A 21,108-nucleotide genomic window follows, 5' to 3' on the forward strand; every position below is an offset into this window, starting at 1 on the left:
GCCCGTCCCCTCGCGAGGGGACGGGCCTGGGGGATCAGGGGATCAGCAGGTTGTCGATGCCATGCACGATGCCGTTGCTGGCCATCAGGTCCGGCATGATGATGCGGGCGGGGGGTTGCAGGCTCTGACCGCCGGCGCCGGTGCCGAAGTTACTGGAAGGGCCGCCCGAGGGCCGGGCGACGGCGATCGTGGGTGGCGTGGCCGTGCCATCGAGCCGGACCAGGCCGCCATTGATGGTGGGCATGTCCTGCACCCTGCCGGTCAGGCTCTGCACCGTGCCCACGCCCGGCAGCATGTGATGGGTCAGCAGCGCGCCCAGGCGGAACTGGTCGGCCGTGCCGGCCTGGCTGCCGGAACCCATGCCCATCAGGTCCTGCATCAGGCCCGGCTGCTGCTCGATCGCCGCATTGACCGGCACGAAGACCGTCAGCTGCTGCGTGCCGCGCAGCCGGTCCAGCTCGCCGCCCCGTTGCGCCAGTTCCAGGAAGCGCGAGAACTGCGGCACCCTGGCCAGCGTATCGGCGATATTGACCATGGAGGGGACCTGCGCCCGCAGCACGGCCGGCGCCGCCAGGGTCGTCGTCAGCGTGGCGCCCAGAAGGGCACGGCGTTTCAAGGTCATGAGAGCTTCCTCAACGACTGGATAGGCGTGGATCGGGTTTGTTGCCGGCCATGCGGTCCGCCGAGGTGTCGTTGGCATTGGCGCGGCCATTCTGTGGCTGCAACGCTGCTGTGATGAACGGGGTTGCATGACAGAGAAGGCGGTGAGGAGCCATGCACAGTCTGCACTCTCCAGTGGAACCTCCGGCCAAGCTTGGCGTTGTCGTGGGCGTAGCCGGTCCGCAAGCCGGGCCGATCATGAGGAGAAACACCATGTCACGCCGTTCCGGGATTATCGCCGCCGTCGCCGCCAGCACTCTGATGCTGGGCCTCGCAGCCTGCGATAACACCAATAATTCGGCGACCCGTGCCGTGGACCGCGCCGCCGGCACCAATACCTCTGGCGCCTATCCCACCCAGTCCGATGGCACCCGCGCCAACCCGCCGGGCACCGAGGCGAGCCGTGCCGCGGACCGCGCGGCCGGTACCAATACCTCGGGCGCCTATCCCACCCAGTCCGACGGCACCCCCGCCAATCCGCCGGGCACCGAGGCCACCCGCGCCCTCGACCGCGCGGCCGGCACCAATACCTCGGGCGCCTATCCGTCCCAGTCCGATGGCACCCGCGCCAACCCGCCGGGCACCGCCGCCGGCCGCGCCATCGATCGCGCCCGCTAAGGCAGGTCTTCCGGGGCGGCGGTGGAGCCATGCGTTCCACCGCCGCCCCATGCCGGGACAGCGCGGTGTGCTAACTTGTGGCGGTCCGTTGAGGAGAAGCCGCATGAGCGATGCCGCGCCCCTGCCCGAGAATGATCCGCCGCCCTGGTTCCGGGCGCATGTCTTTGTCTGCTGCAACCGCCGGCCGGAAGGCCATCGGCGCGGTTCCTGCGCTGCCCGCGGCAGCGAGAAGCTGAAGGACTACATGAAGGCCCGTGCCAAGGAGCTGGGCCTGAAGGGCGTGCGGGTGAATACCGCCGGCTGCCTGGACCGCTGCGAATTCGGGCCGACCATCGTCATCTATCCCGAGGGCATCTGGTACCACGCCGAGACGACGGCGGATATCGACGAGATCCTGAACGCGCATCTGGTGGAAGGCGGCCGCGCCCGGCGGCTGATGCTGACCGAGCATGATGTGCCGCCGCCCAAGGGCTGAGGCCCCGGCGCGGCTCTCGCAGGATTAACAGGAATCATGACCGATACCATCTTCGCCCTGGCGTCCGGCGCGGGCCGGGCCGCCATCGCGGTGCTGCGGCTCTCCGGCAGTGGGACAGGGGAGGTGCTGCGCCGCCTGGCCGGCCCTCTGCCGCCGCCACGCCTTGCCAGCCTGCGGCGCTTGCGGGCGCCTGGGGATGACGAGTTGCTGGACGAGGCGCTGGTGCTCTGGTTCCCGGGGCCGCGCAGCTACACCGGAGAGGCCTCGGCGGAACTACACCTCCATGGCGGGCGCGCCGTGCTGGAGGGTGTCAGCAATGCCCTGCTGGCACTCGGTGCCCGGCCGGCGGAGCCGGGGGAATTCACCCGCCGCGCCTTCCTGAACGGAAGGCTGGACCTGACGGCAGCCGAAGGCATCGCCGACCTGATCGATGCCGAGACCGCCGCGCAACGGCGGCAGGCGCTGCGGCAGGCGGGCGGCGCGCTGGCGGAGCGTTATGCCGGCTGGGCCGGGCGTCTGACGCGGCTGCTGGCACATCAGGAAGCCGCCATCGAATTCGCCGAGGAAGGGCTGCCGAATAGCCTGGAGGACGAGATGCGCGCCGGCGCCATGTCCCTGGCCGCCGAGATCCGCGCGCATCTGGATGATGGCGGGCGCGGGGAGCGGCTGCGGGAAGGGGTCTGGGCCGCCATCATCGGTGCGCCCAATGCTGGGAAAAGCTCGCTGCTGAACGCCCTGGCAGGGCGCGATGCCGCCATCGTCTCCTCCACCGCCGGCACCACGCGGGACGTGGTGGAGGTGCGGCTGGAACTGGCGGGCGTGCCGGTGCTGCTGGCCGATACCGCCGGGTTGCGCGAAACCGTGGATGACATCGAGGCCGAGGGTGTCCGCCGCGCGCGCCGGCAGGCGGAGCAGGCGGATCTGGTGCTGGCCGTCTTCGCGGCCGATCAGACGCCGGATGCGGAGACGCTGGCGATGGTGGCGCCAGGGGTAGTGGTCGTGGCCAACAAGACGGACCTGGCCGCCGCTCCGGCCGGGATCGGCGGCGTGGCGCCGCTGGCTGTTTCCGCCCGGACCGGCGCTGGCATGGACAGGCTGCGGGCAGCCCTGACCGAAGCCGTGGCGGCCCGGGCCGGACTGACGGCGGAAGCGGGACTGACCCGGCCCCGGCATCGCGCCGCGCTGGACGAAGCCGCGGGCTGGCTGGATGAGGCGGCGGCGGCCCCCTTGCCGGAACTGGCTTCCGAAGCCCTGCGGGCAGCGCTGCGGGCGCTGGGGCGGCTGACCGGGCGTGTCGGCGTCGAGGATGTGCTGGACGTCGTCTTCGGGGATTTCTGCATCGGAAAATGACGCGGGGGCGGTATACCCCGTGGCATGCGCGACATGAATTTCGATGTGGTGGTGGTAGGCGGCGGCCATGCCGGCACCGAAGCCGCCGCCGCCGCCGCCCGCTGCGGCGCCCGGACCCTGCTGCTGACCCACAAGCTGGAGACGCTCGGCGAGATGTCCTGCAACCCCGCCATCGGTGGCGTGGGCAAGGGGCATCTGGTGCGCGAGATCGATGCCCTGGACGGGCTGATGGGGCGTGCCGCCGATGCGGCCGGCATCCATTTCAAGCTGCTGAACCGCAGCAAGGGGCCGGCGGTGCGCGGCCCCCGCGCCCAGGCCGACCGCAAGCTCTACCGGCAGGCGGTGCAGGCGCTGCTGGCGGAGCAGGCCAACCTGACCATCCTGGCCGTGGCGGCCGAGGGGATCGAGCGCGACGGCGCCGGGCGTATCTGCGCCGTGCTGACGGCCGATGGCGCGCGCATCGCCTGCGGCGCACTGGTCATCACCACCGGCACCTTCCTGCGCGGGGAGATCCATATCGGCGAGACGCGCATCCCGGCCGGGCGGGTGGGGGATGCGCCCTCCGTCGGACTGGCCCTGGCCATCGAGGCGCTCGGCCTGCCGATGCGCCGGCTGAAGACCGGCACGCCGCCGCGCCTGGATGGCCGGACCATCGACTGGGCCAGCCTGGAGATGCAGCCGGGCGATGCGGAGCCGGAGCCGCTCTCCTGGATGACGGAGCGCATCACCAACCCGCAGGTGCAATGCGGCATCACCTCCACCACGCCGGAAGGCCATGCGCTGATCCGCGCCAACCTGCACCGGGCGCCGATCCATTCCGGGCAGATCCAGGGCGTGGGGCCGCGCTACTGCCCCTCGATCGAGGACAAGGTGGTGCGCTTCGCCGAGCGGGAGCGGCACCAGATCTTCCTGGAGCCGGAGGGGCTGGACGACCCCACCATCTATCCCAACGGCATTTCCACCAGCCTGCCGGAGGATGTGCAGCGCGCCTTCATCGCCTCCATCCCCGGGCTGGAGAAGGCGGTGATCCTGCGGCCGGGCTATGCCATCGAGTATGATCATGTGGACCCGCGCGCACTGAAGCCGACGCTGGAGGTGAAGGCGGTGCCCGGCCTTTTCCTGGCGGGGCAGATCAACGGCACGACCGGCTATGAGGAGGCCGGCGCCCAGGGGCTGCTGGCGGGGCTGAACGCAGCGGCGCTGGCGAGTGGTGCTGCGGGGCGCTGCCTCTCCCGCACCGAGGCCTATCTGGGCGTGATGGTCGATGACCTGACCCTCCAGGGCGTGAGCGAGCCCTACCGGATGCTGACCGCCCGGGCCGAGCACCGGCTGGCGCTTCGGGCTGACAATGCCGGACTGAGGCTGACGGAGACCGGTATCGCCTGGGGCTGCGTCGGCACCGGGCGCGCGACGCGGTACCGCCGCTTTGCCGCCGAGGTGGCCGAAGCCCTGGGCCGCGCGCGCGCCGAGGGTGGAACCCCGGCGGCGCTGCAGGCGGCGGGCATCGCCATCAACCAGGATGGCCGCTGGCGCAGCTTGCTGGAGGTGCTGGCCCTGCCGGAGCTGGACAGCGCGGCGCTTGAGCAGGCTTTCCCCTGGCTGCGCGACCTTCCGGCTGGCGTGCGCCTGCAGGTGGAGGCCGAGGCACTTTACGCCCCCTATCTCCAGCGGCAGGCAGCCGAGCTGCGGATGATCGAGCGGGAGGAACGAACCGCCATCCCTTCTGGACTGGACTTCTCGGCCATCCCCGGCCTTTCCAACGAAATGCGCCAACGGCTTTCCACGGCACGTCCTCCCACCCTTGGGGCGGCGGGGCGTCTGGCGGGTATTACGCCCGCGGCCATGGCCGCGCTGGCGGTGCATCTGCGCAAGACGGAGCGTTTCACGTGAAACAGGACCATGCCCTGACCCTGCCGCCACTCGATGTTTCACGTGAAACGCTGGCGCGGATCGAGGCCTTCGTGCCGCTTCTGCTGCGCTGGAACGAACGGATTAACCTGATCGCCCCCACCACGGAGGCCGTGCTGCGGCAGCGTCATGTTGCCGATTCCCTGCAACTGCTGCCACTGATCCCGCCGGGTGAGGGGGCGGTCGGGGATCTCGGCAGCGGGGGCGGCTTTCCTGGGCTGGTGCTGGCCATGGCGCTGGAGCGCTCGGTGCATCTGGTGGAAGCCGACCGCCGCAAGGCCGCCTTCTTGCAGACGGCCGCAGGGGAGCTGGGGTTGACCCATGTGCGGGTGCATGCCGCGCGTATTGAAGCCGTCAGCCTGCCGCCGCTGGCTGTGCTGACTGCGAGAGCGCTCGCGCCTCTCGAGAGGATGCTGCCTTGGGCGGAGCGTCTGCTGGCGCCCGATGGTGTCGCTATCTTCCCCAAGGGGCGCAGCGCCCTGGAAGAGATGGAGGCTGCCGCCCTGGGCTGGACAATGACCGCCGAGCGGTTCAAGAGCACCACTGACGCCGAAGCTTCCATTTTCCGTCTGACCAGGATTCGCCGTGCCGGGGCCTGACCGCACAACACGCCGCATCGCGCTTGCCAACCAGAAGGGCGGGGTGGGCAAAACCACGACCGCCATCAATCTGGCCACCGCCTTGGCCACCAAGAAACGTGTCCTGGTTATCGACCTGGACCCGCAGGGCAATGCCTCGACCGGCCTTGGACTGCCGCGCGCTGACCGGGGCTCCGGCAGCTATGCCCTGCTGGTGGGTGAGCGTCCGCTCGGCGAGCTCATGCAGGCTACCAAGGTTCCCAACCTCTTTCTGTTGCCGGCCGACAACGATCTGGCGGGGGCGGAGATCGAGCTGGTGGGGATGGAAAACCGGGAGAGGCGGCTGCGGCAGGCGCTGGACGCGGCGTCCGAAACCCTGGCGAGCTTCGACTTCATCCTGATCGACTGCCCGCCTTCGCTCGGCCTGCTGACGCTGAATGCCCTGGTGGCCGTGCAGTCCGTGTTGATCCCGCTGCAGACAGAGTTCTTCGCGCTGGAAGGGGTGTCCCAGATCACCCGCACCATCGAGCGGGTGAAGCGCGCGCTGAACCCGACGCTCAGCCTGGACGGCATCGTGCTGACGATGTTCGACCGCCGTAACAACCTGTCCGAGCTGGTGGCGAATGACGTGCGCGCCTTCTTCCGCGACAAGGTCTTCGAGACGGTGATCCCGCGCAATATCCGCGTCAGCGAGGCGCCATCCCATGGCCTGCCTGTGCTGCTCTACGACATGAGATCCACCGGCGCCCAGGCCTATATCAAGCTGGCCGCCGAGTTGCTGCGGCGCGAACGCGCAGCCGCCAAAGCCGCGGGAGCGAAGGCATGAGCGGACGCAAACCCTCCCGTCTCGGCATGGGGCTCTCGGCTCTGCTGGGCGACCAGCCGGCCCCGCCCGCCAGCGGCGCCACGCCCCGCACGCTGCCCGTGGAGGCGCTGGAGCCGGGCCCTTTCCAGCCGCGCGGGCCGATCGACCAGTCCGGGTTGGCGGAACTTGCGGCTTCCATCCGCGAGCATGGCGTGCTGCAGCCTATCCTGGTCCGTCCCAAGCCCGGCGCCCCCGGCACCTACCAGATCATCGGCGGCGAGCGGCGCTGGCGGGCCGCGCAGCTGGCGCAGCGGCATGATGTGCCCGTCATCATCCATGAGTTGGATGACCGCGCCGCCATGGCCGCAGCGCTGGTGGAGAACCTGCAGCGCGAGGATCTGAACGCGCTGGAGGAAGCCCAGGGCTATCGCCGCCTGACTGATGAATTCGGCCTGACGCAGGAGCATCTGGGCCGCGCCGTCGGCAAGAGCCGCAGCCACGTGGCCAATACCCTGCGCCTTCTCGCCCTGCCGCAGAAGGTGCGGGAGATGATGGCCCGCGGCAGCCTCTCCGCCGGCCATGCCCGCGCGCTGCTGACGGCGCCTGATGCGGTGAAGCTGGCGGAGCTGGTGGTGACGCGCGGGCTGAACGTGCGCCAGACCGAGGCGCTGGCCGCCGCCGCCGAGCGCCAGAAGCCCGCGAAGGCCGAGGATGCGGATACCAAGGCCCTGGAGCGTGACCTGACCGTCAAGCTGGGGCTGAAGGTGGCGGTGCGCCATGGCCGGCGCGGCGGCCAGATCACCATCGGCTACAAGGACCTGGATCAGCTGGATGCGCTGATCCGCCTCCTGACCCCCAGTGGTTAGAACGCTTCGGCACGGCGTCTGAGGGTAGGTTTCCCGTCTGGCGGGCGCGCGGAGGGCTGGAGCTTTCCTCAGCCCCTCCGGCGGGCCGCCAGGGCCTGCCGCGCCAGGGCCAGCACCGCGCCCCGGGCGATGACCTGATCCGGGATGGGGCGGGCCGCCGAACTGGATTTGGTGCGCTTCTCCGCCTCCAGAAGCGCGTCCCCTGCCGCCGCCAGCGCCTCCGCCGACCAGCAGCGCAGGGCGCGCTCGAAGCCACCCTTGTGGCGGAAGAAGACCGGCGGCCGCAGCCCCTCCAGCGCCGAGGAAGCGGACGCCCCGCCTGCCATGGCCAGCGCCGCCAGGTGCAGCCGCTGCACATGCCGCAGCGCCGCCCGGACGACCATGACGGGATGCGCGCCTTCCCCCAGCGCCGCGTCCAGCGCACGGTCGGCCACGGCGATCTCCCCGGCCGTGGCTGCGATCAGCGCCTCGTCCAGATCCAGGGTCGAACCGTCGCCGATGCAGGCGAGCACATCCTCCTCGCCCAGCCTGCCGCCCCGGCCGGCATAGAGGGCCAGTTTCTCGACCTCCCGCCGCAGCATCATCCGGTCCTCGCCCAGCCGGCCGGCCAGCCATTCCAGGGCGGAAGGCTCGGCCGTGACATCCTGCTCGCGCAGCAGGGTGGCGATGGTCTGGGTCAGCTCGGGGCCACGCTCGCGGTAGCAGGCGATCACGGCTGCCGCGGAGTGGGGTTCCAGCAGGGCGCGCAGCTTGGCGCGGGCAGGCAGTTCCCCAGCCTCCAGCAGCAGCAGGGCATCGCCAGGAGCCGCCAGGGCCTCCTTCACGCCGGCCGTCAGGGCATCGGTGGCATCGCGCACCCTGACCAGCCTGCGGCCGCCCGTCAGCGCCAGAGCAGAGATCTCGGCGGAAAGCGCGCCCGGCTTCGCTGCCGCCTCGCGTGGCAGTTCCGCCAAACGGAAAGGATCGTCGCCGCCGACGACAGCCTGCTGAAGGGCTTCGGCACGTTCCCGCACCAGCCCCGCATCCTCCCCGTGCAGCAGCACCACGCGGGTGGCGCCGGGGTCCTTCAGGAAGGCGGGGAGGCGGCGGGCGTCGAGCTTGGCCACACTCAGGCGGCGCTCTGGCCGTAGAAATATGCGGCCAGGCGGGTGACGATATCCTCGGCCATCTGGTCCATCAGCCGGGCCAGCATGGCATCCCGCGCCGCATCGGCGGCGAAGAACTGATTATCCGGCAGGTCGAAGGCATCCAGGCTGCGCTCCGTCCCGTTGATCACGGGCTGAGGCGGCACTCCATTGGTGGTCAGCCACCAGTTGGTGGTGACGATGTAGCGCAGGCGGGTGGGCGTGCCGTTGATGCGGATGCCCTCCGCCTCCACCCCGAAGGCCGGGAAGGCCGTCAGGGTGTAGCGGGGGGCTGATTGCCCGCCGACCCAGAGCCGCTGCTGCAGCGCCCGGTACATCAGCTGGCCCGTCCGCTCCGGGATGAGCGCCACCTCGATGGTCGAGAGTTCCGTCATCACCGGGCTGCTGGCCGTGGCGCCGGCATCGCCGTAGAGCGGGCGGAAGCCGCAGCCGGACAGACCGAGCAGCCCGGCCGTGCCGGCGCCCAGCAGGCCCCGGCGGCCCAGCCGCAAGCGGTGGTCAGACGACGAAGTTGACGATGCGTCCCGGGACATGGATGCGCTTCCTGATCGGGCGCCCGGCAATGGCGCGCTGCACATTCTCATCCGCCTCGGCCGTGGCGAAAATGGTTGCCTCTTCCGTGCCGACCGGAACGGAGATGGTCGCCCGCAGCTTGCCCAGCACCTGCACGGCCAGGGTCACACTGTCGGCGGCGGCCAGGCCGGCATCGGAGTCGGGCCAGGGCTGCTGGGCTACCAGACTCTTTTCCCCGGCCCGCAGCTGCGACCACAGCTCCTCCGCCAGATGCGGCATCATCGGGCTGATCAGCTTGGCCATGGCTTCCAGCGCCTCCCGCAGGGCGGCGCCATCCTCCTTCGCCCCGGCCTCGACGGCATTGGCGAATTCATGGATTCGGGCGACGGCCACGTTGAAGGAGAAGCTCTCCAGCGCCTCCGTCACGGCGGCGATGGTGCGGTGGGTGGCGCGGCGCAGGTCACGTGCGGCCCCCGGTGCCGGCTGGATGCCGGGGGGAGGCAGGCCCTCCAGGCTGGCCGCCACCAGGCGGTAGAGCCGCTGCGTGAAGCGGGAGGCGCCTGAGACGCCGGCTTCCGTCCACTCCATGTCGCGGTCGGGCGGGTTGTCCGACAGGATAAACCAGCGCGCGGTATCGGCGCCGTAACGGTCGATGATGGCACCGGGGTCGATGGTGTTGCGCTTCGACTTCGACATCTTGTCGTTGCGCGAGATCGTCACGGTGAGGCCTGTGGCCTTTTCCACCGCGCCCCCGTCAGCGGTAGCCTCCACCTCGTCGGGGGCCAGCCAGCGGCCGTCCTGGGACTTGTACGAGGCATGCTGGACCATGCCCTGGGTGAACAGCCCGGCGAAGGGCTCGGGCGTCGCGAGATGGCCCATGCCATGCAGGGCGCGGGTGAAGAAGCGGGAATAGAGCAGGTGCAGGATCGCGTGCTCGATGCCGCCGATATACTGGTCCACCGGGAGCCAGCCATTGGCGGCCTCCGGCACCAGCGGCGTCTCCGCCTTGGGCGAGGTGAAGCGGGCGAAATACCAGGAGCTGTCGACGAAGGTGTCGAAGGTATCGGTCTCGCGCCGCGCCTTGCCGCCGCAATGGGGGCAGGAGACGTGCTTCCAGGTCGGGTGGTTGTCCAGCGGGTTGCCGGGCTTGGTGAAGTCCACATCCTCCGGCAGCACCACGGGCAACTGGTCCTGCGGCACCGGCACGGCGCCGCAGGCCTCGCAATGGATCACCGGGATGGGGCAGCCCCAGTAGCGCTGGCGGGAGACGCCCCAGTCGCGCAGGCGCCAGTTCACCACGCCCGTACCTGCGCCCTTGGCCTCCAGCGCGTCGATGGCAGCGCGCTTGCCCTCGGCGGTGCCCAGCCCGTTCAGGAAGTCGGAGTTATAGAGGGTGCCGTCATCGGTATAGGCGGTCTTGCCGATGGTGAAGGTGGCGGGGTCCTCGCCCGGGGGCAGGATGACCGGCGGCACCGGAAGGTCGTATTTGCGGGCGAAGTCCAGGTCGCGCTGGTCGCCGGAGGGGCAGCCGAAGATGGCGCCCGTGCCGTATTCCATCAGCACGAAATTGGCGATCCAGACCGGGAAGGTCTCGCCGGTGAAGGGGTGCTTCACCCGCAGCCCGGTATCCATGCCGCGCTTCTCGGCCTGCTCGATGGCGGCCTCGGAGGTGCCGAGGCTGCGCACCTCGGTGATGAACTCGGCGATCTTCGGGTCGCGGGCGGCGGCGGCGGCGGCCAGCGGGTGTTCGGCGGCGACGGCCAGGAAGCTCATGCCGAAGAGCGTGTCGGGGCGGGTGGTGAAGACCTCCACCTGCCCGATGCCCTCGACCGGCGTGGCGAGGTCGAAGCGCACCCGTGCGCCTTCGCTGCGGCCGATCCAGTTGGCCTGCATCAGCCGCACGCGCTCCGGCCAGCGCTCCAGCCCGTCGAGGGCGGAGAGCAGCTCCGGCGCGAATTTGGTGATGGAGAGGAACCACTGGGAGAGCTTCTTCTTCTCCACCAGCGCGCCGGAGCGCCAGCCGCGCCCGTCGATCACCTGCTCATTGGCCAGGACGGTGTTGTCCACCGGGTCCCAGTTGACCCAGCTCTCCTTCCGTTCCGCCAGCCCGGCCTTCATGAATTCCAGGAAGAGCTTCTGCTGCTGGCCGTAATAGGAGGGGTCGCAGGTGGCGAATTCACGCTCCCATTCCAGGGAGAGGCCCATGCGCTGCAACTCGGCGCGCATGGCGGCGATGTTCTGGTAGGTCCACTTGGCCGGATGGACGCCGCGCTCCCGTGCCGCGTTCTCGGCCGGCAGGCCGAAGGCGTCCCAGCCCATGGGATGCAGCACCTGATGCCCACGGGCCCGCTTGTAGCGTGCCACCACGTCGCCCAGCGTGTAGTTCCGCACATGCCCCATATGGATCTTGCCCGAGGGATATGGGAACATCTCAAGAACATAGTATTTGGGCTTGCTGCCGTCCGGCACATCCGGGGCGCGGAAGCAGCCCTGCTCGGACCATGCCGCCTGCCAGCGCGGCTCGGCCTGCGCGAAGTCGTAGCGCGCCGGCTCTGTGCGGGGGCTCTCGGGACGGGGGTGGGTCACGGCATCATTCATGGAACGGGGCGATCGATCTGTTCAGGCGCTGCGACACAGGCATAGGCGGCTGGCGCGCCGATGGGAAGGGCCGCCGCCGCAGGCCTGCGGTGCCTGGGAGGTGAGGGGGCGGACATGCCTTGTGTCATGCCTGCCGCCCCCATGGTCTCAGCTGGAGGCGGAGAGGCTGCGCAGTTCCCGCGCACGGCTCAGGACCTGGTTCTCGAGGTCCCTCGCGGTGGCGGCGGAGGCGGGGGCATCGACCCAGTCATTGCCTTGGCGCACCTGGCGGAAGACCGTGATCCGCACGCCGTCCGAGCGGAGCTGGCGGCCGAGGATATAGGCCGTGGCGCGGAAACGCTCATCGGGCGCGGTGGGGGGCGAATACCAGTCGGTGATGATGACGCCGCCGAAGGGATCGGCCGAGGTGAGCGGCAGGAAGGACAGGGTGTCCAGTGTGGCGCGCCAGAGATAGGCGTTCACCCCCAGGCCGGCGCCATCCTGCGCCCCCTGGCGGGAGGAACGGTCTGTCCCCAGGATCAGGATGCCGTCGCTGCCACCCAGGCGTCCTTGCACGCGGGCGCGGCGGCTGTCGTCGTAATATTCATCATTCGACACCGGGCGGCCATAGCCGCAACCGGCGAGGACAGGGAGGAGCAGCCCGAAGGCGAGGAACTTGCGCATGGCGGGCGCACGATAGGGGGGTGCGGGGATCAATCAAGAGCAAAAGCGGCTGACGGCCCTGGCATCAGGCAAGGAAAAAGGCGGCGGGTTTCCCCGCCGCCTTCTCCCAGCCCAATGATCCGGAAGGATCAGAAGGCGATGCGGGTGCCCAGCAGGACCACGTCGGCCTCGGAGCTGTTGTTCGCGGAGCCGAGCGTGCCGTTCGCGAAGTCGAAGCCACCTTCCTTCTTCTTGGAGGAGATGTACTCGGCGACCAGCTGCAGGCCAGGGGCCAGGGTGTAGCTGGCGCCAACGGCCCAGGCGCGGTCCGTACGGCCACCTGTGAGGATGTTCTGGTTGCCGGCGCTCTTCACGTCGAAGAAGTTCGCGCCGACCGTCAGGCCGCTGATGGTGTACGAAGCGCCGGCGAACAGCTGCTTCATGTTGCGCGTGTCGAGGCGCGTGCCGGGGGCCGGACGGTTCAGGATGCCGAGGCCGGCCTGAGCGTCACCCCAGCTGTAGTTCGCGCCCACCAGGAAGCCGTAGGCGGTCGCCTGCAGGCCGACGGAGTAGACGTCGAGGCCCTGGGCGGACGGGCCACCGATGTTGGCGGTCACGTCGGAGCCGATGTAGCCGACATTGGCCTGCACGCCGACGCCGGAGAAGCTGCCGCGGTAGCGGACGGCGGCCTGACGCTCGTTGCGGATGCGCGGGGCGCCGAGGGCGTAGGAGAAGGCGGCCGTGCGGTCGCAGCTGATGCTCAGGGCATCGCAGCCGCTGTCTTCACCCTCGTTGTTGTTGAAGGCGAAGGAGGCGCCGAAGTCGAAGCCGAAGAACTGCGGCGAGGTGTAGATGACCTTGGTGCTGTCGGACAGACCGCCGCCGGCGAAGTAGCTCGGACGGTTGTTGGCGCCGATCACGTTGTCCCAGGCATCGCCGTCGACGCCGCCCGTGCCGAAGTTGGTCACGAAGCCCGTCAGCATGGCGCCGAGCACCACGCCGTCCTCGTCACCGAAGCGCAGCTGGCCAGCGGTGGGGGAGGCGATCCACATGTACATCTCATCGATGTCCAGGGAGGTCTTGGAGAAGCCCGTGCCATTGCCGCGGTTGAGGTCCGTCTGGATCTCAATGGTCGAGCCGTAGGTCAGGCCGTTGGCGGTCTTGCCTTCGACGATGACATGCACCTCGGCATCGGCGGCGAAGTCGGACTTGCCCTCACGAATGTTCTGGGTGACGACGTTGTCCTGATCGGTGAAGGCGTAGTTGAAGCGGAAGTAGCCGCCAACACGAACCGTCGGAGCCTGCTGAGCAGCAGCCTCGACCGGGCCAAACAGAGCGGCGGCGGCAACGGCCGTCGTCGCCAGCAAAATCTTGCGCATCCCAAAAACCTCCTCACGCGCCGGTGCGTACCGGCTGTTCCCGCGGCCCGGCCTGTCCCCCTCGACAGACCTGCCCCGTTGCCGTTCGACATCGGGTAGAGCCCGACGGCACTATGGTTCAGCGGTCAGAAAGGGAGCAATGGTTCGTGAAGCGATATCGCGACTTCAACGAGACACTGTGGCCCCGGCGCAACAACGTGGGGCGCGCACCGGGCATCGCGGCTTGAGCCTCCGCCCTGACACCCCTAGGGTCGCCCCATAATGACCAGCATCGCCGCCTCCCTGCACCGGATTCGCGACCGGATCGCCACCGCCTGCGCCGCCGCCGGGCGGAAGGCGGAGGAAGTGACCCTGGTGGCCGTCTCCAAGACCCATCCGGCCGAGTCGGTCGCCGAGGCCCTGGCAGCCGGGCAGGCGGTCTTCGGGGAAAACCGGGTGCAGGAGGCGGCCGCCAAGTTTCCCCCGCTGCGCGAGAGCCACCCGGCGATGCGCCTGCACCTGATCGGTGCGCTGCAGACCAACAAGGCCCGTGACGCCGTGCGGCTGGCCGATACCATAGAGAGTCTGGACCGGCCGAAGCTGGCCGCGGCCCTGGCCGAAGCCATGGTGCGGGAAGGCCGGCGCCCCGGCCTGCTGATCCAGGTGAATATCGGACGGGAGCCCCAGAAGGCCGGCATCGACCCCGATGCGGTGGAGGACTTCCTCGCCCTGTGCCGCGACAGCCATGGGCTGGATGTCACGGGGCTGATGTGCATCCCTCCCGCTGAGGAAGACCCCATTCCCCATTTCCGCCGCATGGCGGCGCTGCGGGCGCGACTCGGGCTGCCCATCCTGTCGATGGGCATGAGCGGGGATTTCGAGTCCGCCATCGCCGAGGGTGCCACCCATATAAGAGTGGGCTCTGCCATCTTCGGGCAGCGGCCCTACCCGGCGGGGTAAAGGCCAAGGGGGAATCCGCCCCCTTGTCCCTTCCGCATGCTTCCCGGGGCGCGGCCTCAGGGCAGCCCTTGAAGCTCCCGCTCCAGCAGGGCGCGCCAGGGAGCGTCGGCCGGCGTATCGGCCAGCAGGGCCTGCCAGGTGGCGCGGGCGTTCTGGCTGCGGCCCTCGCGGGCCTCCAGCAGACCGGAGAGGAAGCGCAGGCGCGGGTCGCCGGGGCTCTGGCGCAGGGCCGTGGCCAGGATGCGGGCCGCCGCCGCCGTATCCCCGCGCTGGATCTGCAACTCCGCCAGATCCGCCGCCAGACCGGCGTCGAAGCGGATGGCCAGGGCATGGGACAGGGCCTCGGCGGCTTCATCCAACCGGCCGCGGCCGCGCTCGGCATTGCCCAGCAGCAACCAGCCCTGGCGCGCACCCTCGCTCTGCGGCGGCACCATGGCTATGCGGTTCCGCAGCTGCGCCAGCAGCGCATCGTCCCGCGCCGCGACGGCGGCGCGTTCGACATAAGGGGCGGCGGGCACGTCCGGCGCGCCGTGCCAGAGATAAAGGGCAAAGCCCCCCGCCGGGATCAGGAAGAGCCCGGCGGCGAGCAGGGCGCTGCCGCGCGAGGCCTGGGCAGGCGCCCGATCGGCCGGGGCGGCCAGCAGGCGGCGCTGCACCTCGGTGCGGGCGGCATTGAAGGCGGGTTCATCCAGCCGGCCGGCGGCGCGCTCGCGCTCCAGCTCGGTCAGCTGGGCACGGTAGAAGGCGAGGTCGGCCTCCTGCCGCCCATGCGGGCGGGGCGGGCGCAGCAGCACGAGGCCGAGCGGCGCCAGGGCCAGCACGGCCAGGGCCAGGAAGAGCAGCCAGATCATGGGGAGGGACGGTCCTCCAGCGCGGCGAGGCGGGCCTGTTCCTCGGCCGAGAGCGGCGGCACGGCGAGGGGGTCCAGCCGGCGGCGGCGGGCGAGCAGGATGGCGGCCAGCCCGCCGCCCAGCGCCAGGAAGGGCGCGCCCCAGAGCAGCGCCGTGGCGGCATTGAAGGGCGGGCGCAGCAGGACGAAGTCGCCGTAGCGGTCGTGCAGATAGGCGACGATCTGGCGATCGCTGTCGCCGGCGGCCACCCGCTCCCGCACGACGCGGCGGAGGTCGCGCGCCAGGTCGGCCTCGCTCTCCTCGATGGACTGGTTCTGGCAGACCAGGCAGCGCAGCTCATGCCCGATGTCGCGGGCGCGCTGTTCCTGCGCCGGGTCGGGCAGCATCTCGGAAGGCAGGCCCACGGCGAGGGCGGGGCCCGAGGCCAGGCCCAGGGCCAGGAGGGGGGCGAGCAGCAGGCGGCGCATCAGGCGTGGCGCCTCAGCAGGGGGCGGATGTCCTGCTCCAGCACCTCGGGCGTCACCGGGCCGGGCCAGCGCCAGCGGATGATGCCCTGGCGGTCCAGCAGATAGGTCTCCGGCACGCCATAGACGCCCCAGTCGATGGCGACGCGCCCGGGCTCGTCCCGCCCCAGGCGGGTGAAGGGATTGCCGTGGCGGGTGAGGAAGGTGGCGGCATCGGCCGGCCTGTCCTTGTAGTTGACGCCGAAGACCTGCACCCCCTCCCGCGCGAGGCGCATCAGCTGCGGGTGCTCGACGATGCAGGGCACGCACCAGCTGGCCCAGAAATTCACCAGCATGGGGGCCGGCAGGTCGCGCAGCGCGGCGTCGGAGAAGCCGGGCACCCCGGCCTCCTCCAGCGGCGGCAGGGTGAAGGGCGGCGCCTGGCGGCCGAGCAGCGCGGAGGGCACGCCGCGCGGGTCGTAGCTGCCGCTGCCGAGGCCGCGCAGCATGGCGTAGAAGCCGGCGCCGCCCGCCAGCGCCAGGCCGAGCGGCGCCAGCATCAGGGCGCGGCGGCGGCCGAGTCGGGGGGCGGGGGAATCGCTCTGCCCGCTCATGCCGGCACCTTCTCCGCCTGGGTGGCGCGCTTGGCGCCGGGCGCCGAGACCCGGATGCGCCGGTCGCTGAGGGAAATGCCGCCGCCGAGGGCCATGATGGCGGCGCCCAGCCAGATCCAGGGCGCCATCGGGTTATGGTGGATCCGCAGCACGGCGCGGCCATCCTCCTCCTCGCCCAGCACGAGGTAGAGATCGGCCAGCCAGGTGGTGTGGATGGCGGCCTCGGTGGTGGTCTGGCGGGCCAGCGGGAAGAAGCGGCGTTCCGGGTGCATGACGGTGACGGTGGCGCCGTCGCGCAGCACCGTCACGGTGGCGCGACGCGAGGTCCAGTTGGGGCCGACGGCATCGGCCAGCGAATCCAGCCGCCATTCATAGCCGGCGAGCGGCGCGGCGGTGCCGGGCCGCAGCGCCACCAGCCGGTCGGTGGCCAGGCCCATGCCGGCCATGCCGGCAATGGAGACACCAAGGCCGGCATGGGCGATGACCGCCCCCCAGGCGGCGCGCGGCAGCCCGCGGGCGCGCGCCAGGGCGGCCGAGGGGCGGCGGAAGAGGGCGATGCGGTCGAAGAGGTCGGTCAGCGCGCCGGCGATGAGCCAGATCGCGGCGGCGAAGCCCAGCGCCGGGCCGATCCGCAGCCCGGCATAGGCCAGGACCAGCGCCGCGGTCAGGGCCGACAGCAGGGCCGCCCACCAGAGCCGCTGCAGCACGGGCCAGAGATGCGCGCGCTTCCAGGCCAGCAGCGGGCCGGCGGCCATGGCCAGCACCAGCGGCACCGCCAGAGGCAGCATGGCCGTGTTGAAGAAGGGGGGGCCGACCGAGATCTTCTGGTCGAAGAGCAGGTCGGCGAACATCGGCCAGAGGGTGCCGGTCAGCACCACCGCCGCCATGGAGCAGAGCAGCAGGTTGTTCAGCACCAGCCCGCCCTCCCGCGACAAGGGCGCGAAGACGCCCGTGGGCGTCATGGACGGCGCGCGCCAGGCGAAGAGGGCGAAGGCGCCGCCGATATAGAGGCCCAGCAGGGCGAGGATGAAGACGCCGCGCTCCGGGTCGTTGGCGAAGGCATGGACGGAGTTCAGCACGCCGGAGCGGACGAGGAAGGTGCCCAGCAGCGACATGGCGAAGGCCAGCAGCGCCAGCAGCACCGTCCAGATCTTCAGCGCCTCGCGCTTTTCGACCACGGTGGCGGAATGCAGCAGGGCGGTGCCGGCCAGCCAGGGGAGGAGGGACGCGTTCTCGACCGGGTCCCAGAACCAGTAGCCGCCCCAGCCCAGCTCGTAATAGGCCCACCAGGAACCGAGCGCGATGCCCAGCGTCAGGAAGGCCCAGGCGGCGAGTGCCCAGGGGCGCACCCACCGGCCCCAGGCGGCATCCACCCGGCCTTCCAGCAGGGCGGCCACGGCGAAGGCGAAGGTGACGGCATAGCCGACATAGCCGAGGTAGAGCAGCGGGGGATGGAAGGCGAGGCCGGGGTCCTGCAGCACGGGGTTCAGCCCCTGCCCGTCCGGCGCCGGCGGCCATATGCGGCCGAAGGGATTGGAGGTGGCGAGGATGAAGGCCAGGAAGCCGGCGGCGATCAGCCCCAGCACCGCCAGCACCCGCGCCTGCAGCGCGGTGGGCAGCCCCCGGCCGAAGCCGGCCACCGCGCCCGCGCAGAGCGCCAGGGTCAGCACCCAGAGGACCATCGAGCCCTCATGATTGCCCCAGGCGCCCGCCAGCTTGTACAGCATGGGCTTGGTGGAGTGGCTGTTCTGCACCACCCCCACCACGGTGGTGTCGTTCACCGCGAAGACATAGAGCAGCGCGCCGAAGGCTGCGGCGCTGGCCAGCAGCAGGCCGCCGGCCAGCGGCGGGGCGGCGGCCATCAGCCGCCCGTCGCCCCGCGCGGCGCCCCAGAGCGGCAGCACAGCCAGCGCCAGAGACAGCGCCATGGCCAGCGCCAGCGCGAAATGTCCGAGTTCCGCGATCATCCGCCTTGCCTCGGCATACCGGCGGCGGCCTGAGGCTCCACCGCCTGCGGGTCCAGCCGGTTCCAGGAAGCGGCGGGGGGCGGGGCGCCCTTCTCCGGCTCCCAGTGGCCGGTGCGCTTCAGGGCATCGGCCACCTCGGGCGGCATATAGGTCTCGTCGTGCCGGGCCAGCACCTCGCTGGCGCGGAACAGCCCGTCATCGCCCAGCTTGCCCAGCGTCACCACGCCCTGGCCTTCCCGGAACAGGTCCGGCAGCACGCCGACATAGACCACGGGCACCGTGGCCGGGCCGTCGGTCACGATGAAGCGCGCCTCCGGCCGGCCCTCGGGCGAGACGGATTTCCTCACGCTGCCGGCCTCGACCAGCCCGCCCAGGCGGAAGGCGCGTTCGGGCCCCGGATGCTTCTGGGCGATCTCGCTGGGGGCCAGGAAGAAGACCAGATTGTCCTGAAAGGCGGTCAGGGCCAGTGCCGCGGCGCTGCCGAGGCCGAGGCCACCCAGCAGCAGCATCCAGATCCGCCGCTTCTTGCGCGAGAGACTCATGCCGCTTCCGTCCGCTCCTTATGCCGGCCCGGGCCGGGCCGTGCGGCCCCGCGCGCCGGGCGGGCGCAGTTTCTCGAGTGCCGCCAGCCGGCGCCTCGCGGCGGACTGGCGGCGCAGCGTGTCCGCCAGCAGCACCCCGAAGAGCAGCGCCGCCAGCCCCCAGGCGGCGGCGACATAGGTCCAGTGCTGGTTCATGCCACGCTCTCCTGCCGCCGCGCCTGGGCGATCTGGAGCTGGCGGATGCGTTTTTCCATGACCGCGGCACGGGTGCGGGCCAGCACCAGGGCGGCGAAGAGGAAGGTGAAGCCCAGGGCGCAGGCCAGCAGGGGGTAGAGCAGGTCCACATGCAGGCTGGGCCCGCCCATGCGCGCCACCGAGGCCGGCTGGTGCAGGGTATTGAAGAAGTCCACCGAGAACTTGACCACGGGCAGGTTGATGGCACCGATCAGCGCCAGGATGGCCCCGGCCCGGGCACCGCGCTCATCCTCGTCGAAGGCGCGCACCAGGGCGGCGTGGCCGACCCAGAGGAAGAACAGGACCAGCACGCTGGTCAGCCGGGCGTCCCAGACCCACCAGGTGCCCCACATGGGTCGGCCCCAGAGGCTGCCGGTGGCAAGGCAGAGCGCCGTGACGGCCGCGCCCACCGGAGAGAGCTCCCGCGCCAGCAGGTCGGCCAGCGGGTGGCGCCAGATCAGCGCGGTGGCGGAGGCCAGGGCCAGCCCGGCATAGCCACCCATCGCCAGCCAGGCCATGGGGACATGGAGATACATGATCCGCACCGTCTCGCCCTGCTGCCAGTCCGGCGGGGAGAAGGCGAGCCCCCAGGGGATGCCGATGGCCAGCCCCAGCGCCGCCAGCCCCCAGAGCCAGGGCAGCACCCGGCCGGAGAGACGCAGGAAACGGCCGGGATTGGCGAAGCGGTGGAGGCCGCTGGCGGCGCGGGGCGCCAGGGCGGGTTTCGGCGCGTCGCGGGTGGGGGAGGGGGCTGAGGGCGCGTTCACGGTGCGCAACCTAGTCCATATCGGGGGGGTGCGGAAACGGCCCGGTGCGTAACCCCGTGTTGCACGGGGGCCAGGGCGCCGCGGCCATTGAAGCGGAGGCCGGGCGGCGGTAGTCCAGTCCCACAGGATCTCGCAGGAAGGAACGGCCTCATGCTCTTCGCCATCATCTGCCAGGACAAGCCCGGCGCGCTGGAATTGCGGCTGGCGACGCGGCCGAGCCACCTGGAATACCTGGACGGCCAGGCCGAGGTCGTCGTGCAGGGCGGCCCGGTGCTGGATGCCGAGGGCAAGCCCTGCGGCAGCCTGCTGCTGGTGGACGTGGCCGACCAGGCCGCCGCCGAGGCCCTGGCCGCCGGCGACCCCTATGCCAAGGCCGGGCTGTTCGAGAGCGTCACCATCCGGCCCTTCCGCTCCGTCTTCAAGGACGGCATGCGCATCGGCTGAGGCGCGGCCATGGCCTACTGGCTGGTGAAGTCGGAGCCCGATGCCTTCTCCTGGCAGCAGCAGGTGGAGAATGGCGTCGAGCCCTGGACCGGGGTGCGCAATGCCCAGGCCGCCAAGTTCCTCCGCTCCATGGCGGTAGGCGACCGCGCCTTCTTCTACCACTCCAATATCGGCAAGGAGATCGTCGGCGTGGTGGAGGTGGCGCGCGCCGCCTATCCCGACCCGACGGAGGAGAGCGGGCGCTGGGCCTGCGTCGACATGCGCGCCGTCGCGCCCATGCCGAAGCCGGTGACGCTGGCCGCCATCAAGGCGGAGCCGGGGCTGGAGGGGATCGGGCTGGTGCGCCAGTCCCGCCTTTCCGTCATGCCGATCTCGGATGACCACTGGGCGCTGCTCTGCCGGATGGGAGAGTGGCGGGACCCGTGAGCCTGGTGCCCCTCTGCCGGCTGGAGGATATCCCGAACGGGCAGGCACGGGGCTTCGGCGCGCTCTTCGCCGTGCGGCGGGGCGCGCGGGTCTTCGTCTATGTGAATGCCTGCCCGCATATCGGCGTGTCGCTGGAGATCATGCCCGACCGCTTCCTGGACCACCGCGGCACCGCCATCATCTGCGCCCTGCACGGGGCGCAGTTCCGCATCGAGGACGGCTTCTGCACCCACGGTCCCTGCGCCGGCGACAGCCTGGAGGCCGTGCCGGCGGAAGTGGATGCCGAGGGTGTGGTGCGCGTGCCGGAGGATGCCGGCCTTTAGGTCACGGGCCGGCCCGATCCG

Annotated in this window: 24 protein-coding genes; 11 read left to right on the top strand and 13 right to left on the bottom strand. The window is 70.8% G+C overall.

What is annotated here, in order from left to right; all coding sequences use genetic code 11:
• Positions 1-34: 34 nt before the first annotated feature.
• Positions 35-622 carry a fasciclin domain-containing protein gene (locus IAI58_RS03310; RefSeq protein WP_207449995.1) on the bottom strand — a complete coding sequence of 196 codons (588 nt, stop codon included), beginning with the start codon at positions 620-622 and terminating at the stop codon, positions 35-37.
• 251 nt (positions 623-873) lie between these two features.
• On the opposite strand from IAI58_RS03310, the gene IAI58_RS03315 reads away from it, so the two are divergent.
• The 7 genes from IAI58_RS03315 to IAI58_RS03345 all read left to right on the top strand — a co-directional run bounded on the left by IAI58_RS03315 (position 874) and on the right by IAI58_RS03345 (position 7,260).
• Positions 874-1,278 carry a hypothetical protein gene (locus tag IAI58_RS03315; RefSeq protein ID WP_207449993.1) on the top strand — a complete coding sequence of 135 codons (405 nt, stop codon included), beginning with the start codon at positions 874-876 and terminating at the stop codon, positions 1,276-1,278.
• 103 nt (positions 1,279-1,381) lie between these two features.
• Positions 1,382-1,753 (top strand): (2Fe-2S) ferredoxin domain-containing protein, encoded by a 372-nt coding sequence (locus tag IAI58_RS03320; protein ID WP_207449991.1) that lies wholly within the window; start codon positions 1,382-1,384, stop codon positions 1,751-1,753.
• Between the two features lie 36 nt (positions 1,754-1,789).
• Complete coding sequence (mnmE, locus tag IAI58_RS03325; protein ID WP_207449989.1) at positions 1,790-3,103, top strand: tRNA uridine-5-carboxymethylaminomethyl(34) synthesis GTPase MnmE; 1,314 nt, start codon at positions 1,790-1,792, stop codon at positions 3,101-3,103.
• Between the two features lie 24 nt (positions 3,104-3,127).
• On the top strand, positions 3,128-4,993 hold the full coding sequence (gene mnmG, locus IAI58_RS03330; RefSeq protein ID WP_207449987.1) for a tRNA uridine-5-carboxymethylaminomethyl(34) synthesis enzyme MnmG: 1,866 nt from the start codon (positions 3,128-3,130) through the stop codon (positions 4,991-4,993).
• A complete protein-coding gene (gene rsmG, locus IAI58_RS03335; RefSeq protein ID WP_237182900.1) occupies positions 4,990-5,610 on the top strand; it encodes a 16S rRNA (guanine(527)-N(7))-methyltransferase RsmG in 621 nt (206 codons plus the stop codon). The genes mnmG and rsmG overlap by 4 nt, the downstream gene beginning before the upstream one ends.
• Complete coding sequence (locus IAI58_RS03340; protein WP_207449985.1) at positions 5,597-6,415, top strand: ParA family protein; 819 nt, start codon at positions 5,597-5,599, stop codon at positions 6,413-6,415. The genes rsmG and IAI58_RS03340 overlap by 14 nt, the downstream gene beginning before the upstream one ends.
• Positions 6,412-7,260, top strand: coding sequence for a ParB/RepB/Spo0J family partition protein (locus tag IAI58_RS03345; RefSeq protein WP_207449983.1), 849 nt, complete (start codon positions 6,412-6,414; stop codon positions 7,258-7,260). The genes IAI58_RS03340 and IAI58_RS03345 overlap by 4 nt, the downstream gene beginning before the upstream one ends.
• A gap of 68 nt (positions 7,261-7,328) precedes the next feature.
• On the opposite strand, the gene holA is transcribed toward IAI58_RS03345, so the two are convergent.
• From holA to IAI58_RS03370, 5 genes are all read right to left on the bottom strand, one after another.
• On the bottom strand, positions 7,329-8,366 hold the full coding sequence (gene holA / locus IAI58_RS03350; protein WP_207449981.1) for a DNA polymerase III subunit delta: 1,038 nt from the start codon (positions 8,364-8,366) through the stop codon (positions 7,329-7,331).
• Positions 8,367-8,368: 2 nt separating this feature from the next.
• Positions 8,369-8,938 carry an LPS assembly lipoprotein LptE gene (gene lptE, locus IAI58_RS03355; RefSeq protein ID WP_207449979.1) on the bottom strand — a complete coding sequence of 190 codons (570 nt, stop codon included), beginning with the start codon at positions 8,936-8,938 and terminating at the stop codon, positions 8,369-8,371.
• Positions 8,904-11,516, bottom strand: a complete 2,613-nt coding sequence (gene leuS, locus IAI58_RS03360; RefSeq protein ID WP_207449977.1) for a leucine--tRNA ligase — start codon at positions 11,514-11,516, stop codon at positions 8,904-8,906. Before leuS ends, lptE begins: the two co-directional genes overlap by 35 nt.
• Positions 11,517-11,663: 147 nt before the next feature.
• Positions 11,664-12,179, bottom strand: coding sequence for a DUF3576 domain-containing protein (locus IAI58_RS03365; RefSeq protein WP_207449961.1), 516 nt, complete (start codon positions 12,177-12,179; stop codon positions 11,664-11,666).
• A 128-nt stretch (positions 12,180-12,307) separates the two neighbouring features.
• The gene (locus tag IAI58_RS03370) at positions 12,308-13,537 is read right to left on the bottom strand and encodes a porin (RefSeq protein ID WP_207449959.1); all 1,230 of its coding nucleotides are present in this window, start codon (positions 13,535-13,537) and stop codon (positions 12,308-12,310) included.
• 261 nt (positions 13,538-13,798) lie between these two features.
• Here IAI58_RS03370 and IAI58_RS03375 point away from each other — a divergent pair, with 261 nt between their 5' ends.
• Positions 13,799-14,476, top strand: coding sequence for a YggS family pyridoxal phosphate-dependent enzyme (locus tag IAI58_RS03375; protein WP_207449957.1), 678 nt, complete (start codon positions 13,799-13,801; stop codon positions 14,474-14,476).
• 56 nt (positions 14,477-14,532) lie between these two features.
• On the opposite strand, the gene ccmI is transcribed toward IAI58_RS03375, so the two are convergent.
• Genes ccmI through IAI58_RS03410 form a run of 7 tightly spaced genes read right to left on the bottom strand, consistent with a single transcriptional unit; the run spans position 14,533 to position 19,894 of the window.
• Positions 14,533-15,327, bottom strand: coding sequence for a c-type cytochrome biogenesis protein CcmI (gene ccmI, locus IAI58_RS03380; protein WP_207449955.1), 795 nt, complete (start codon positions 15,325-15,327; stop codon positions 14,533-14,535).
• Entirely contained in the window at positions 15,324-15,794 is a 471-nt protein-coding gene (locus IAI58_RS03385; protein WP_207449953.1) for a cytochrome c-type biogenesis protein, read from the bottom strand. Before IAI58_RS03385 ends, ccmI begins: the two co-directional genes overlap by 4 nt.
• Positions 15,794-16,384, bottom strand: coding sequence for a DsbE family thiol:disulfide interchange protein (locus IAI58_RS03390; protein WP_207449951.1), 591 nt, complete (start codon positions 16,382-16,384; stop codon positions 15,794-15,796). The genes IAI58_RS03385 and IAI58_RS03390 overlap by 1 nt, the downstream gene beginning before the upstream one ends.
• Positions 16,381-18,351 (bottom strand): heme lyase CcmF/NrfE family subunit, encoded by a 1,971-nt coding sequence (locus IAI58_RS03395; protein WP_207449949.1) that lies wholly within the window; start codon positions 18,349-18,351, stop codon positions 16,381-16,383. Before IAI58_RS03395 ends, IAI58_RS03390 begins: the two co-directional genes overlap by 4 nt.
• Positions 18,348-18,893, bottom strand: coding sequence for a cytochrome c maturation protein CcmE (ccmE, locus tag IAI58_RS03400; RefSeq protein WP_207449947.1), 546 nt, complete (start codon positions 18,891-18,893; stop codon positions 18,348-18,350). The genes IAI58_RS03395 and ccmE overlap by 4 nt, the downstream gene beginning before the upstream one ends.
• Before the next feature lie 18 nt (positions 18,894-18,911).
• Positions 18,912-19,088: a heme exporter protein CcmD gene (ccmD, locus tag IAI58_RS03405; RefSeq protein ID WP_207449945.1), complete on the bottom strand. Its 177-nt coding sequence runs from the start codon at positions 19,086-19,088 to the stop codon at positions 18,912-18,914.
• Positions 19,085-19,894 carry a heme ABC transporter permease gene (locus tag IAI58_RS03410; protein WP_207449943.1) on the bottom strand — a complete coding sequence of 270 codons (810 nt, stop codon included), beginning with the start codon at positions 19,892-19,894 and terminating at the stop codon, positions 19,085-19,087. The genes ccmD and IAI58_RS03410 overlap by 4 nt, the downstream gene beginning before the upstream one ends.
• Before the next feature lie 150 nt (positions 19,895-20,044).
• On the opposite strand from IAI58_RS03410, the gene IAI58_RS03415 reads away from it, so the two are divergent.
• Genes IAI58_RS03415 through IAI58_RS03425 form a run of 3 tightly spaced genes read left to right on the top strand, consistent with a single transcriptional unit; the run spans position 20,045 to position 21,087 of the window.
• Positions 20,045-20,338: a YciI family protein gene (locus IAI58_RS03415; RefSeq protein ID WP_207449941.1), complete on the top strand. Its 294-nt coding sequence runs from the start codon at positions 20,045-20,047 to the stop codon at positions 20,336-20,338.
• A 9-nt stretch (positions 20,339-20,347) separates the two neighbouring features.
• Positions 20,348-20,764 carry an EVE domain-containing protein gene (locus IAI58_RS03420; RefSeq protein WP_207449939.1) on the top strand — a complete coding sequence of 139 codons (417 nt, stop codon included), beginning with the start codon at positions 20,348-20,350 and terminating at the stop codon, positions 20,762-20,764.
• The gene (locus IAI58_RS03425; protein ID WP_207449937.1) at positions 20,761-21,087 is read left to right on the top strand and encodes a Rieske (2Fe-2S) protein; all 327 of its coding nucleotides are present in this window, start codon (positions 20,761-20,763) and stop codon (positions 21,085-21,087) included. Before IAI58_RS03420 ends, IAI58_RS03425 begins: the two co-directional genes overlap by 4 nt.
• Positions 21,088-21,108 lie beyond the last annotated feature (21 nt).

Origin of the sequence: Roseomonas marmotae (assembly GCF_017654485.1) — a bacterium.
Taxonomy (GTDB): Bacteria; Pseudomonadota; Alphaproteobacteria; order Acetobacterales; family Acetobacteraceae; genus Pseudoroseomonas; species Pseudoroseomonas marmotae.

Coding starts and splice junctions, on each gene's coding strand:
- lptE (WP_207449979.1), bottom strand. CDS start 8,938: ATGTCCCGGGACGCATCGTCAACTTCGTCGTCTGACCACCGCTTGCGG.
- IAI58_RS03415 (WP_207449941.1), top strand. CDS start 20,045: ATGCTCTTCGCCATCATCTGCCAGGACAAGCCCGGCGCGCTGGAATTG.
- IAI58_RS03315 (WP_207449993.1), top strand. CDS start 874: ATGTCACGCCGTTCCGGGATTATCGCCGCCGTCGCCGCCAGCACTCTG.
- IAI58_RS03365 (WP_207449961.1), bottom strand. CDS start 12,179: ATGCGCAAGTTCCTCGCCTTCGGGCTGCTCCTCCCTGTCCTCGCCGGT.
- IAI58_RS03420 (WP_207449939.1), top strand. CDS start 20,348: ATGGCCTACTGGCTGGTGAAGTCGGAGCCCGATGCCTTCTCCTGGCAG.
- IAI58_RS03385 (WP_207449953.1), bottom strand. CDS start 15,794: ATGCGCCGCCTGCTGCTCGCCCCCCTCCTGGCCCTGGGCCTGGCCTCG.
- IAI58_RS03375 (WP_207449957.1), top strand. CDS start 13,799: ATGACCAGCATCGCCGCCTCCCTGCACCGGATTCGCGACCGGATCGCC.
- leuS (WP_207449977.1), bottom strand. CDS start 11,516: ATGAATGATGCCGTGACCCACCCCCGTCCCGAGAGCCCCCGCACAGAG.
- IAI58_RS03395 (WP_207449949.1), bottom strand. CDS start 18,351: ATGATCGCGGAACTCGGACATTTCGCGCTGGCGCTGGCCATGGCGCTG.
- ccmI (WP_207449955.1), bottom strand. CDS start 15,327: ATGATCTGGCTGCTCTTCCTGGCCCTGGCCGTGCTGGCCCTGGCGCCG.
- mnmG (WP_207449987.1), top strand. CDS start 3,128: ATGCGCGACATGAATTTCGATGTGGTGGTGGTAGGCGGCGGCCATGCC.
- IAI58_RS03320 (WP_207449991.1), top strand. CDS start 1,382: ATGAGCGATGCCGCGCCCCTGCCCGAGAATGATCCGCCGCCCTGGTTC.
- ccmD (WP_207449945.1), bottom strand. CDS start 19,088: ATGAACCAGCACTGGACCTATGTCGCCGCCGCCTGGGGGCTGGCGGCG.
- IAI58_RS03370 (WP_207449959.1), bottom strand. CDS start 13,537: ATGCGCAAGATTTTGCTGGCGACGACGGCCGTTGCCGCCGCCGCTCTG.
- IAI58_RS03390 (WP_207449951.1), bottom strand. CDS start 16,384: ATGAGCGGGCAGAGCGATTCCCCCGCCCCCCGACTCGGCCGCCGCCGC.
- IAI58_RS03310 (WP_207449995.1), bottom strand. CDS start 622: ATGACCTTGAAACGCCGTGCCCTTCTGGGCGCCACGCTGACGACGACC.
- IAI58_RS03345 (WP_207449983.1), top strand. CDS start 6,412: ATGAGCGGACGCAAACCCTCCCGTCTCGGCATGGGGCTCTCGGCTCTG.
- mnmE (WP_207449989.1), top strand. CDS start 1,790: ATGACCGATACCATCTTCGCCCTGGCGTCCGGCGCGGGCCGGGCCGCC.
- ccmE (WP_207449947.1), bottom strand. CDS start 18,893: ATGAGTCTCTCGCGCAAGAAGCGGCGGATCTGGATGCTGCTGCTGGGT.